Raw genomic sequence first — 13,255 nt, 5'->3', positions numbered from 1 at the left:
CGATGTCTCCGATGGTCACTGAGCTTGTCGTTCGCGCAGCGTCTCGTAGAGAAGTGCGGGCTACGCCTATGCCTGGCGTCACATCAATAGAGAGTTGCTATTGCCCAGGTTACAATATCCTAACGAAACTTGGTCAACAAAGATTGTGTGGCAATATTCTTAACCAGAATGGTACTCTATCATGATTTATGTGGAAGCAAGAAAAAGCTATGCTGTCAGTCAAAGGCAGATTCCAAAACGGTGTAGTTCATCCTAACGAACCAATTGAAGGGCATGAGGGACAGTCAGTTATAATTGTGTTTGTTGAAGAAAACCACACACCTTAGCTAGCAACACCAGAAAACTCAGATTGGGATCAACTGAGGCAGTTGATTAAAAACTGTGCAGTTGATACAGATATTGGCGATTTGGCACACCAGCATGACCATTATCTCTATGGAATGCAAAAGCGAGAATCATAACCTTGACGAAAGTTTTTGTCTTCACAGCTGCCTGGATTGCCCTTCTTAATATTAGGGATAATCTTCATCACCAGGCAAGTGAGGTAATGGATAGACTTGTGCGTTTAGAAACGCCTTTGGTAACAACAGAGTTTGTACTATTGGAGATTGCAGATGCTCTGTGTACACCAATTAGTCGTGTTCAGACAGTTGCTTTCATTAACAGTTTGCGTTGCGACTTTTAAAAAGTGTGCAAATCCTCCCTTTCAGTCAAAAATTGTTGAATGAAGGTTGGATGTTATACAGCCAGCGTCCCGATAAAGATTGGGAGTTAACTGACTGTATCAGCTTTGCGGTGATGACACAAGAGGGGATTACTCAAGCCTTTAAATCTGACCGTCATTTTCAGCAAGCGGGGTTTACCAAACTGTTGTAAATCATAAAAAATACTGGGATTTAGACAAGGTTTTTGCCAGGGCAATTCATGAATTGCCTCTACAATACGTTAATTTTTCTACGTAGATAGGTTAGCCACGAGTTATTCCTGCGCGTTCTGTCGTAAAATCAGCGACGGGGAATCAAACATCATAAAAATACTGGGCAAGCTCTTACTTGTTCTGTTGTTAACAGAGCTTCACAGCTATTTTCAGTTAATTTAACTACGGATTTTTGTAGGGACACTGCAATGTTCCCTAGCCCGTGGTTTATTGAAGTGAAAAACGCTGTGATACCTCGCCGACACTATTGTCACCAATCGGACTATTCACTCCTTGAGTACCCAATTGACATTGGGTAGTGATACACGGTACATCATGATTCAACCGTTAAATTTTTAAAGATGAAAAATTTCTTTAATTTCAGGTTTAACCAATACAAGGAGGGGTGGATATGGATGTTAGCTTAATTGTATCCAACATTTTGAATCCGCCAATCCTGTTTTTCTTTTTAGGCATGACTGCTGTTTTTGTCAAGTCTGATCTAGAAATTCCCGCACCAATGCCCAAACTTTTTTCGTTGTATCTGCTGCTTGCGATTGGTTTTAAAGGAGGGGTAGAACTAATCAAAAGCGGTATAACTCAGGAAGTAATCCTCACACTCGCGGCAGCAATGATGATGGCTTGTGTTGTTCCAATTTACACCTTTTTTATCCTGAAGTTGAAATTGGATACTTACGATGCGGCTGCGATCGCTGCAACCTACGGCTCTATCAGTGCCGTCACCTTCATCACGGCTAGCGCTTTTTTAACTGAGCTTGGCATTACTTTTGATGGTTACATGGTGGCAGCCCTTGCGCTCATGGAATCCCCAGCGATTATAGTTGGTCTAATTTTGGTGAATATATTCACCAACGATGGAAAGCGGGACTTTTCGTGGCCGGAAGTTTTGCAAGAAGCATTTCTTAATAGTTCAGTTTTTCTCCTAGTCGGTAGTCTATTAATAGGTGTCTTGACAGGAGAACGCGGTTGGCACGTATTAGAACCCTTTACTCAAGGGTTGTTTTATGGTGTTCTCACCTTCTTTTTACTGGACATGGGACTAGTCGCTGCCAGAAGAATTAAAGACTTGCAAAAAACCGGAGTTTTCCTGATTTTATTTGCCATACTAATTCCAATACTCAATGCAGGCATTGGGTTAGCGATTGCTAAATTCATCGGTATGCCTCGCGGAGATTCGCTGTTATTCGCTGTATTGTGTGCCAGTGCTTCTTACATTGCTGTCCCGGCGGCGATGCGGATGACTGTTCCCGAAGCAAATCCCAGCCTGTATGTTTCTACCGCTCTAGCAGTCACATTTCCGTTCAATATTATTGTAGGAATTCCGTTGTATCTTTACGGAATTAACCTATTTTGGAGGTAATAATATGCACGTAGTTAAAAAGATAGAAATTATCGCCAACTCCTTTGAGCTTGCCAAAATTTTAGATAAATTAGACAAGTCGGGTGTACATAACCATGCCATAATCCGAAATGTAGCTGGTAAAGGATTACAAGGAACGACAGAAGATTTAGACATGACCATGCTTGATAATGTTTACATCCTCGCGTTTTGTATGCCAGAACAACTTAAGCCGGTTGTCGAAAATATCAAACCACTCCTTAATAAGTTCGGAGGTACTTGCTACGTTTCCGATGTGATGGAGATTCGCTCTGTCAGATGTGTTGCGTCGATGTAAGAGAGTGATAAATTCAATGAAGCATTTCATGGAACGTCGTGATTTTTTAAAGTTAGGAATGACCGGGGCGTTTGGGATGATGCTATCTGCCAGCGATTTACTCTGGCGGGTTGAACAGGCTAAAGCTGCCGAAATCCCCTCAACTTCCCCTGAATCCCTCAGTCCCGATGCAGCCTTACAAAAGCTGATAGAGGGAAATCAGCGGTTTATTGATCATCATCCCCAATATCCCGATCAATCTGAGCTGCGGCTGCACGAAGTTGCTCAAGCTCAACATCCATTTGCAACTATTCTTAGTTGTGCGGATTCACGAGTACCCGCAGAAATTGTTTTTGATCAAGGCATTGGGGACATCTTTGATGTTCGGATTGCCGGAAATATTGCTACACATGAAGCGATCGGTAGTATTGAATATGCAGTCGCCTTATTAGGTTCTCCACTGCTGATGGTGATGGGTCATGAGCGTTGTGGCGCAGTAACCGCAGCTGTCCAAAAGGAATCATTACCTGGTGATATTAGTACTTTTGTTAAGGCAATTAAGCCAGCCCTGAAAAAGGTCAAGAATCAGCCGGGTGATGCGGTTGAAAACGCTGTGGTGGCAAATGTGCAATATCAAATTGAACGGTTGAAGCACTCAAAGCTTTTAACTAAGCAGGTGGAGTCAGGCAAATTGAAAATTGTCGGGGGTCGTTACGACTTGGATACAGGTAGGGTGACTATTATTACTTAATTCCGTAGAGGATTCTGAGATGAGGGGGAGCAGGGAAGCAGGGGAGACAAGGAGACTTACAGTTATTTTCAGGTAAATAGACCACGCGGTAGGGGCACAGCATTGCTGTGCCCTTACGACAGATGTGGTTCAAATACATGAAAATTGCTGTAATTCATAACTTACACAAGTAACAAGTCTTTCCCCTTGTCCCCAAGTCCTCTTTCCCATGCCCAACATTTAATCCTGCACAGTCATTGGCAGACGAATAGTGAAAGTAGAGCCAATTCCTGGCTGACTTTTGACAATAATTTCACCACCCATCATCTGGCAAAAGTGGCGGCTAATTGCCAACCCCAGTCCCGTACCTCCATACTTTTTCGTAGTTGAGGTATCACCTTGTGTAAAAGGTTGAAATAACTGCTGCTGTTGATGGTTAGACATACCGATACCTGTGTCGGTAACGGTGAAAATAATGCTGCCCAAAGGAGCCTCCGGTCGAAATTCATCCTTTTCTCTGTTGACTGTCAGCGTCACCTTGCCATTTGTAGTAAATTTACTGGCGTTGCTGAGTAAGTTTAACAACACTTGCCGCATCCTAGTTTGATCGGCGTACATGGTGCCAAGTTGCTCATCAAAATCCACCTCTAAAACATTGGCATTTTTTTCTATAGCTGGTTTGACTGTGAGGACAATGTTATGAATCAGCATTGCAATCTCGAATGTCTCAGGATACAAGGTCATTTTCCCCGCTTCAATTTTTGACAAGTCGAGGATTTCGTTAATCAAGTGCAGTAGATGCTTACCAGCAGCATTAATTGTTTCTAAATCTGTGATAAAATCTGCCGATAAACCAAGATCGGTAGCGTCGTCTTCTAGTAGTTGGCTTAAGCCAATGACAGCATTTAATGGTGTGCGTAATTCGTGGCTGACATTGGCTAAAAATACGCTTTTTGCTTTGCTAGCAGCTTCGGCTAATTCTTTAGCTTGTTGTAGTTCTTTTGTTCGCTCAGATACTCGCTCAATTAGACGATTTAGAGATTTGGCGAGTAGGCCAATTTCATCTTCAGTGGTGACAGGCGCTCGCAAATCGAAATTATGTTTCCTTGCAACTTGTTCAGCTACTTGGGTTACAGTGATAACTGGTTCTGCGATCGCCCGACTAGTACGCCAAGCTACAATAGCTGCGATCGCTACCGAAACCAGCATACTCACGATCACGATCAATCGCTCAACTATTCTCGCCTGCTCAACGGCTTTTTGCCTTTCTTGCTCTTGATCTTGAGCAGTTTGCAGGATGTTAGTCAAGCTTTGAGAAAGCTGGTCTAGCCGCATGGCTGTTTCACCACGCATTATTGTTAATAACTGCGATCGGGCAGAGGAAATCTTCTGAGGTTGTACTTTTGGGGAGTCAATTTTCTGTAAGACGACCTCGATTTGGTCAACGTAGGCTTTTAAATTAGTCTTATAATCCAGCAATAACGTCTGTAAAGTCGAACTTGTTGCTGCTAGTCTTTTAGGTTTACTATCGATAAATCCGCCAATTTTTGACTCTAGTTGCTTGGCTTTTTCAACATTCTTCAGAAAATCAGCTTTTTTGCTTTGCAGTTGTTGTGAATTTTCTAATACAGCAACTAGGTTAGAACTATGTAATTGCGCCCCTACTACGGCATCTTTATAATTACTTAGTAGTTGTCCTTGTTGATAAGCTTGATTGAATTGTCTAACTTCCCTTCCCCGGTAGTAACTAGCAATCACTAACCCAGTCAGTGAACCAAAAAAGCCAATTCCGATCGCTACAAAGTACCCATAGCCAATTTTTTGATGGATACGCCAAGAACTAGCTTTGAGTTTTCCTCGTGAAGGAAATTCTATAGTTGGGAGTTCGTCTGTCGATGGCTCTTCGGCTGACACTTTTTTGCTTTCTGAACTGCTGTAGATAGGGGTTGGCTTTTGAGGAAAGCATTTCTCAAACCTCCTTGCCTTCCCGCAAAAATAATCAAATTAGTCTAAATTGTCAAAATACCTTAATTAGTCATTAACATCTACATTATCTTCTTTTATTGCAAGAGCAAATCATTGCTTGCTAGATAATTAGCATCACCCTAAATTATATAAGTAAATTTTACAACAAGTTAACCAAGTATAATTACTAGATTTCACAGAATTCACTTTTTTTTAGGAGCAACGATATAGTTTTCTGCACTAAAAACGCGCCTGAGAGCGTCTTCTCCTTACCACACTACTTTCTTCAATATGCGGTTGATAGCAGGCAATGAGTTTTTGCGATCGCCTACGCCACTACTCTACCTTACTGCTTCCTTATAAAATTAATACAATCAGGAGAAAAACAAAAGGTTTCATACTTCTTAAGGATTAAGGATTGGGCAAAAGAGTGCTGAGTTTGGTTTATCTCCTTGTCCCCTTGTCTCCATCATCCCAGGCACATATATCATAAAATAGTTTAAAAGTCTAGCCTATATAAACACAAAAAAATTTTCATTACGTATTAATATCAATACGAATGCGTTAATTGACGAACGCGGCTTAAAATAGCTTTAATATCGGATAAAATCGGCTTCTAGGCTTATATAAATGAGAAGTGGAGTGATTTTTGCATCATTTGTACTTAGATTTAGTACGATTATGAGCAAATGACATGAAATGGGATAATCACAACCTGAGGATTCCAGTTGATTCCAAAAATAGAACTTAGGAAGTTGATTGTAATACATCCTGCTGCCTTCTGAGTTCTATCCTCCTACTGATTGTCTACCTTGTAGTTGATGCAGTAGATAGTACGGGGCAACTATGGTTATAGGGTTATAGGACACTAAAATCTTTTTGTGCCTTTCACCAAATTGTACTGATGCACAAGTACATTACCTAATCAACAACCTTTTGGTTGTAATTATCCAGATTAGAAAAACTCAACAGTCAAATTAATAGGAGCGAAAATGCCAGAACAAGAATTTACTGAAACCGCATCTAAAGAGACTACAGTGGCAGAGATCAACAACCAAACAGGAACCATCACCAAACTCCAGCCTCCGGCACAGTCTCAAGACGAATGGCTAAAATACGGGGAGCAAATTTCTACCTTTTTAGCAACATTACCAGATTATCTGGGAAGCTTCTTTAATCAATATAAGCAACCCCTGGTAACAGTTGGTTTAATTGTAGGATCAATTGTTGCCGTTAAAGTACTCTTGGCAATATTAGATGCTTTGAATGATATCCCTTTGGTAGCGCCTACTTTTGAGCTGATCGGTATTGGTTACTCTGCCTGGTTTGTTTACCGCTATTTACTCAAAGCCTCAACCAGGAAAGAGTTAACTAGTGAAATCACCACTCTTAAATCACAAGTTGTTGGTAAAGAAATTCCAGAAGCTTAATATCTAATTATCGCTTCTCTATGAGACCCTTCTCTTGAAGACGCAATGCCCTGAGCTTGCTTCCACGTTCGCGGAGCGTGCCGTAGGCAAGTGGTACGGCAAGTTCAGGGCATCACGCTACGCGTAGCTTGCTCCTGTGTAGAAGTACGCTCTAATTCCAAATCCCCGAAGTCTGAACGCCGACTTCCGGCGTTCAGACTTCTCTCAAAATGCCCTACGAAGTTTACTAACACTTCGTATAGAATTCGCTCCTTCTGACCCTGCGTTGAATTACGAATTACGTTAGCGCAGCGGTAGCGAGTCTTCTCCCTTCTCTACGAGACGCTCCGCGAAGGCGTTAGCCTCTCCCTTTGGAGAAGGGGAGACGCTTTAGCGCATAGCGCAGCGTAAAGCCTTCTCTTCTCTTTCAGAGACGCGAACGCGAACGCCAACGGCATGGCTTCTCTACGAGACGCTACGCGTAGCTTGCTTCTCCGTAGGAGTACGCTTAGAGCGAGTTATCGAGCGTCACTACGAATTACGAATTAGTAATTATTGTTGAGGCGAACCTCCGGTGGGCAATTTAACTTTTGGGTTCGGTTTTGGAGTGTGTGGAAGTTTTGGAGATATTTTGGGCGATGCCTGCGGTGGGCTACGCCTACGCATTATATTAGGAGATGTAATTGCCTCCAATTTGCCCCGTTTAACTAAAGCTTGATGAATCATTGCTGCCACTTGTGCCCGACTAGCTACTTTGTTTGGATCTAGGACTTGAGGATTTGGATAGTTAACTACCAGACCATTGGTTGTAGCAGCAGCGATTTTGCCGATAGCATAAGGTGGAATATCTTTAGCATCTTTATAGACATTGATAATCTGATTTGGGGAAGTGGGTGCTTTCAAATTCAACCCACTGACAAGGGCAACTAAAACTTGCACTCGTGAAATATTTTGTTGTGGTTTGAAGGTTTTTTTCGGGTAGCCTTTGAGGAATCCGCCACTAATGGCTTGGTCAATTGCTGGAGTTGCCCAGAATTTTGTTGGTACATCTTGAAATGCGATCGTAGTCTTAGACGGTTCTTGGTCAAAGGCTTTTTCTAGTATGGCAGCAAATTCGGCGCGGTTTACAGGCTGATTTGGTCTAAAAGAATAATCAGGAAACCCTTTGAGAATCCCACGGGCAGAAAGAACGTCTATAAAACGCCGACTCCAAAAGTTATCGGGCACATCGTTAAATGCAATTGGCGGCGGAATGATTGATTTTGGTTTTGCCGGAGTTACTAAAGGCAACGCTGATGATTTGAGTGATGACTCAAGTTCTGTTGGAGGGGATACAGGTGTTTGTGCTTGTGGGGATTGAGTTGGGATTACCAGAACAGATGGTAACATTGCGCGGTAAGGAGTTGCACTGTTAGTTGGGAATGAACGTGTGGTGGGTTCAACAACAGCTTCAGGTGGAGAAGAGGGCAAAACGTTGTTGGGGACTGCATAAGGTTCTACCTTGGCAGTAGGAGAGGGCAATACTGGATTTGGTCGAACACTAGGAGATGGAGTGGAAGAAGGCAACAGCAGCCCGTTTAAGTTCCAACTAGAATCCCTGCGGGACAATGACCAAAAAAGAATCGCTCCGATAGTGGCGAAGGCAACCAGAATGGCTATAAATTCATCAAAGCCAAGGGCAGTTTTTTGGGATGACTCCGGTTCGGAAGGAGGTCTATTTGTCATCGTGATTACCCAGGTAGCAGTAAAAATTTGTGTCTAAACAAATTAAGCCACAGATGACTCTTTTACACCAGCCCTTTTTTAATTCGTAATTCGTAGTAGGATATCAAGTTTCTGGTTCAATACTGAGCGATGTCTAACGACAAGCCGCTTTGCGTCTACGCAATTGGGCAGCTAGGCGATCGGCTCTTTGGGATTCCTGTTCTGCTCTTTGAGATTCCTGTTCGGCTCTTTCATCGCCATTCAACAACGAATTATCTTGTAAATCCCACCAACGCAGCCAGGGTAATTCCACATTCTGATAAACTCCTAGCCATAAGCCTAATTCAACACCCAAAGAAACTATAGGATAATGTCCTCGTTCATTTGCTGGTAATATCTGATACTGTCCTTCAATTAGATGATAAACCTCTAGGCTGGCTTTACTCGCTTCATAAATGCCGTAGAAGGGAGGACGAATGACTTGCTCATAAATCCAAAATTTCCCCTTCAAAGGAGTTTTATCCCGTTCTTCACTACCATCCCCAGAGACAAATTCTAAGACAATCAACGGGGCAATAAACTCTCGCCACAACACATAAGAACGTCGCGTTTTCCCATTGAGCAAAAATGGTACATTCGGTACATAAAACCAATCAGGTGCTTCTGCGACTTTTTCAGGGGGATCAGTCAAGCGCCAGTAAATGCCTAAGTCTTGCCCTATACAGTATTCACCTTCAGGATTTAATTGCTTGAGGATGGGTGTAATAGAGTCAGTCAGTAAAATGCTTTGGGGATGTTCTTGCCAGTTCTTGCCTTCGGCACACTCCACGAACACAAAAGTACCATCGGACTCAGGAAGTTGAGTATGATCCGGGAAGGGGAAAGGAGTGAGGGCGTTGGGCGGATTGGTTACAGAGGTCATAACGCTACCTTTGCACTCTTGGTAAAGGTTATTTTTAGTTTAGCTTGCGATCGCTTTCTGAATATTCTCCACCCAGATTATAAATTGCACGCCAATTACTTCTAGTCGCCTGAGAAAGATTTTTACCTTGATAGACCACTAGTTTTATTAGATACCTAAACTAAAACCGGATTTTGAGAGTGGCAGAATGTAAAATATTAACTTATTCTTTACCTGTCTTTGAAAAAATCAGGGTGTCTAGTGCCAGAAGAATTTAGTTGCCAAATTTCACCGCCATTTTTGTCTGAGGGTAGCGATCGCGATCTTGGTTTAGATTCAACCCTCCAAGAACTACCAATGTATAACTTCCCGGTGGAAATTAGCCACACTGGTATGGAAGTGGCTAGTTTTTTGGAAAAATACCCCTTGCTACCAGGAGTAATTTTGGTAGAACAGGGACAATTTATTGGGATGATTTCGCGGCGGCGACTACTGGAATTTTCGATTCGTCCATTCGGACAAGAGTTATTTATTCAGCAACCATTAGCTGTTCTCTACAGCTATGTGCGGACACCGATGTTGCTGGTTGCTGATACAACATCGATTTTAACAACAATGCAACTTAGCTTAAAGCGATCGCCAGAATTATTAGCAGAACCAATTGTAGTACAAACCGAATCTGGTGCTTATAGATTGTTAGATGTCCAAGAATTGAATATTATTTCTTGGCAAATTCGGGGAATCGACAATCTGATCCGCTATGAACGCAGTCAAGCCCAAATGATTCAAAATGATAAAATGGCAAATTTGGGGCGTTTGGTAGACGGCGTAGCGCACGAAATTTTAGACCCAGTGGGTTTTATTTGGGGTAACATCATTTATGTTTCAAATTACAGTCAAGATTTACTCAAGCTCATAGCAGCTTACGATCAAGAGTTACCATCAGTTTCTCAGGCAATTAATCAGATTAAAGAAGAGATTGAATTTGATTTTTTAGAACAAGATTTGTCGCGATCGCTTGCTAGTATTCGCACGGGAGCGGAAAGATTAAAAAAACTCGTTACTAGCTTGCAAAACTTCTGTCATATTGATGAACTTTATCCCAAGCCAGTAGATTTACACGCCTGTATAGATAGCATCATTTTATTAATTAATAGTCGCCTTCAAGGAGAAATTGAAATCGTCAAATACTATGGTCAATTACCCCCTGTGTATTGCTTCATGGGGCAGTTTAACCAGGTTTTGATGAATATTTTAAGCGAAGTTGTAGATGCTTTACTTAATGAAGCAGTGCGACAACAGTTAAATTCAGAAGAGACAAAGACTGTTCAAAAACCTCGAATTGAGATTACCACAGAAGTTATATCACAAGAAGCAAGCAATCCAGATGCACCTGATTCTCGCTGGGTTTTAATTCGCATTGCTGACAATGGTTCTGGAATGCCTGAAGACTTACAACAGCAAATTATGGAGTCTTTTTCTCTGGAAACAAAGAATGGTAAAAATACTAGTTTAGCGGTAAGTTATCGAATTATCACCGTCAGACATGGTGGGAAATTGAATTTTCATTCACAGATTGGTATAGGTACAAAATTTGAAATTTTATTACCTTTAGTTTGATTGATTCAGAATTCAAAATACCCATGATAACGTTTCGTTATATTAGACAAATTTTCTGCTGGATAGGAATTTGAACCACAAACTCCGTTCCCTTTCCAGGTGTGGAAAAAAATTCTAACTTGCCGCCATGTTTTTTGGTGATGATTTGATAGCTGATAGCCATTCCCATTCCTGTTCCCTTACCAACAGGTTTGGTTGTGAAGAAGGGATTGAAAATCTGTTTTTGAATCGATTCAGAAATCCCAGAACCATTGTCTGCGATCGCAATTTTTACCCATTTCAAATCAACGACAGAGGTACGAATCGTGATACAACTCGGATTATCCCGGATTTCTTGATAAGTTCGTTCGGTATTGAGTTCTTCAAGGGCATCGAGAGCATTTACTAGAATATTCATAAATACCTGGTTTAGCTGTCCGGCGTAGCATTCTACATTGGATAAATTGCCGTAGTCTCTGATAATCTGAATCTGTGGACTTTTGTCAGTGGCTTTGATGCGGTGCTGCAAAATCATCAAAGTATTGTCGATGCCTTCATGAATATCTACCGCTTTGAACTCACTTTCATCTAGGCGCGAGAAGTTACGTAGTGACAGCACAATATTTCGGATACGCTCCGTCCCGATATTCATTGAGTCCAATACCATAATCGCGTCTTTTTCTAGAAAGTCTAAATCGATGGTTTCGCGTTCAGTTTGAATTTCAGCAGGGGGGTTGGGGAAGTAACGGTGATAAAGCTCGACCAGTCCTAGTAAGTCATGGGTATATTGCTTTATATGGCTGAGGTTTCCGTGAATAAAGCTAACAGGATTGTTGATTTCGTGAGCAATGCCTGCCACCATTTGACCCAGGGCAGACATCTTTTCGCTTTGAATCATTTGAGCTTGCATAAAATGCAAGCTATCTAACGTATTTTCTAACTCTAGGCTTCTATACTGCAAGTCTGTGCGAGAGTCTTCTAACTCACAAATAACTTTCTTCAATAAAAATTCCTTCGTACTAATGTCAGTTTCTAGCTGGCGGCGTTCAGCTTCACAGCGTTCTAGCTTTTTTTGCAAGATACGGTTTTTCTTTTTCAACTCTTGGAGCTGTATGGAATCGTCTTGGTTATCCATACACTACTTATTTTGTTCCCATTAGCAGTGTGACAAACGTTTTATTGTGAAATTGCGTTTGACCTTTGTCAACCAAAGGAGCAATTTCACCGTAAGCGTAGAAACCACAGCAAGGCAATGCCTTTGGTAAATGAGTTTTCACAAGCTGATATTCAAGTCTTGTCAAAGTTCCCAGAATTCGCCGACGGGCTGCACAGGAAATAAGTAATGCTGCTGTTGGCTCCACACCTGGATAATCGGCAAGAGCATTCTTTAAGGATGTCTCTGAAGCGGACAGAATATTGTCACGAGTTGCATCGGTGATTTGTACAACTGCCTGTTCAGGAATATCTAAAAAGAACTTCACGCTACCAGACTGTTGATCGTAGCCATTGGGTGCCCGTAAATAGAAATGATTTTGATCCTCAAAAACTGCTAGAGCATAGATGGCATAATTGGATGCAAATCTTTCTTCACCAAGATAATGCTGATAGAAATCTAAGGCACGCTGTCCATCAATTTCATAAACGACGTTGCCATCCACTTTAGTTACACGGCTACGTTGACTAATGGGAGTCCAACCACAGGCAACTCCGTGAGAAAATAGTAGTTTTCCAGAGAATAACAGCACTGGAACTGAATCACTCAATACTTCACCCTGGAAGAATTGGTAGGTTTTATCAAAGGTATAGTCATCGGCAGTCGTTCCCCCAATGATCGGAACATCCTCTCCCAGGCTTTGTTTTAAACCCTCTAAAATCAAGACCCCATTGCTCGTCAAACTATCGGGAAAGGTGAGGCACAATTGGGGTAGGGATGCACTCTTTGCCTTTGCTTGTGCGATCGCTTGTTGGGCTGCAAGGGCTGGATTTTTGGATGCTCCTCGTCCAATACCTGCCCAAATTTCCACTTCATCACTAGCAAACAGCATTAAAGTTAGAGAATCTTGCTGAAACTCCAGAATTGAGGAGATTTCTCCATTCGTAGTTCCACCAATCAACTCAATTCTGGGGAAAGCATCCTGGATGCGTTGCAAAATTAACGCATGGTCAAAGTCTATAGCAGTGAATAAAAGTCCAGCCTGAGGAATTGCTCCTGCAAGGGAACGGCTACATTCTTGAAGAACTTCAGCGATCGCATTTTGAGAATCAGGATCGTCACTATGACCAACAACAACTCGAAACACAACTATCTGCTACCTTATCGTAAGTTTGAATCCTAGCGTGCTAATTCAATCTTGA

Annotated in this window: 13 protein-coding genes; 8 read left to right on the top strand and 5 right to left on the bottom strand. The window is 41.9% G+C overall.

What is annotated here, in order from left to right; translation table 11 throughout:
• Positions 1–188 precede the first annotated feature (188 nt).
• The 6 genes from V7K60_RS25410 to V7K60_RS25385 all read left to right on the top strand — a co-directional run bounded on the left by V7K60_RS25410 (position 189) and on the right by V7K60_RS25385 (position 3,343).
• A complete protein-coding gene (locus V7K60_RS25410) occupies positions 189–326 on the top strand; it encodes a hypothetical protein (RefSeq protein WP_334929519.1) in 138 nt (45 codons plus the stop codon).
• A gap of 137 nt (positions 327–463) precedes the next feature.
• Complete coding sequence (locus V7K60_RS25405) at positions 464–685, top strand: hypothetical protein (RefSeq protein ID WP_334929517.1); 222 nt, start codon at positions 464–466, stop codon at positions 683–685.
• Between the two features lie 50 nt (positions 686–735).
• Positions 736–876, top strand: a complete 141-nt coding sequence (locus V7K60_RS25400) for a hypothetical protein (RefSeq protein WP_334929515.1) — start codon at positions 736–738, stop codon at positions 874–876.
• 452 nt (positions 877–1,328) lie between these two features.
• Positions 1,329–2,297 (top strand): sodium-dependent bicarbonate transport family permease, encoded by a 969-nt coding sequence (locus tag V7K60_RS25395; protein ID WP_334929513.1) that lies wholly within the window; start codon positions 1,329–1,331, stop codon positions 2,295–2,297.
• A 4-nt stretch (positions 2,298–2,301) separates the two neighbouring features.
• Positions 2,302–2,613, top strand: coding sequence for a P-II family nitrogen regulator (locus V7K60_RS25390; protein ID WP_334929508.1), 312 nt, complete (start codon positions 2,302–2,304; stop codon positions 2,611–2,613).
• 28 nt (positions 2,614–2,641) lie between these two features.
• On the top strand, positions 2,642–3,343 hold the full coding sequence (locus V7K60_RS25385; RefSeq protein ID WP_334929506.1) for a carbonic anhydrase: 702 nt from the start codon (positions 2,642–2,644) through the stop codon (positions 3,341–3,343).
• A gap of 219 nt (positions 3,344–3,562) precedes the next feature.
• Here V7K60_RS25385 and V7K60_RS25380 read toward each other — a convergent pair whose 3' ends face one another.
• The gene (locus tag V7K60_RS25380) at positions 3,563–5,236 is read right to left on the bottom strand and encodes a sensor histidine kinase (RefSeq protein WP_334929504.1); all 1,674 of its coding nucleotides are present in this window, start codon (positions 5,234–5,236) and stop codon (positions 3,563–3,565) included.
• A 1,043-nt stretch (positions 5,237–6,279) separates the two neighbouring features.
• Between V7K60_RS25380 and V7K60_RS25375 the strand changes: the two genes are divergently transcribed.
• Entirely contained in the window at positions 6,280–6,717 is a 438-nt protein-coding gene (locus V7K60_RS25375) for a CAAD domain-containing protein (RefSeq protein ID WP_334929502.1), read from the top strand.
• Positions 6,718–7,248: 531 nt separating this feature from the next.
• Here the strand turns inward: V7K60_RS25375 and V7K60_RS25370 are convergent.
• Both V7K60_RS25370 and V7K60_RS25365 read right to left on the bottom strand, forming a co-directional pair.
• Positions 7,249–8,421, bottom strand: a complete 1,173-nt coding sequence (locus tag V7K60_RS25370) for an S-layer homology domain-containing protein (RefSeq protein WP_334929500.1) — start codon at positions 8,419–8,421, stop codon at positions 7,249–7,251.
• Positions 8,422–8,554: 133 nt separating this feature from the next.
• Positions 8,555–9,322, bottom strand: coding sequence for a Uma2 family endonuclease (locus V7K60_RS25365; protein ID WP_334929498.1), 768 nt, complete (start codon positions 9,320–9,322; stop codon positions 8,555–8,557).
• Positions 9,323–9,562: 240 nt separating this feature from the next.
• Here V7K60_RS25365 and V7K60_RS25360 point away from each other — a divergent pair, with 240 nt between their 5' ends.
• On the top strand, positions 9,563–10,921 hold the full coding sequence (locus V7K60_RS25360; RefSeq protein ID WP_334929496.1) for a sensor histidine kinase: 1,359 nt from the start codon (positions 9,563–9,565) through the stop codon (positions 10,919–10,921).
• A gap of 37 nt (positions 10,922–10,958) precedes the next feature.
• Here V7K60_RS25360 and V7K60_RS25355 read toward each other — a convergent pair whose 3' ends face one another.
• Together V7K60_RS25355 and V7K60_RS25350 are read right to left on the bottom strand one after the other, a co-directional pair.
• Positions 10,959–12,035, bottom strand: coding sequence for a sensor histidine kinase (locus V7K60_RS25355; protein ID WP_334929494.1), 1,077 nt, complete (start codon positions 12,033–12,035; stop codon positions 10,959–10,961).
• 7 nt (positions 12,036–12,042) lie between these two features.
• A complete protein-coding gene (locus V7K60_RS25350; protein ID WP_334929492.1) occupies positions 12,043–13,200 on the bottom strand; it encodes an FIST signal transduction protein in 1,158 nt (385 codons plus the stop codon).
• Positions 13,201–13,255: the final 55 nt, after the last annotated feature.

Origin of the sequence: Nostoc sp., from assembly GCF_036917555.1 — a bacterium.
Classification (GTDB): domain Bacteria; phylum Cyanobacteriota; class Cyanobacteriia; order Cyanobacteriales; family Nostocaceae; genus Nostoc.
This window is presented reverse-complemented; position numbering and strand designations above follow the sequence as displayed.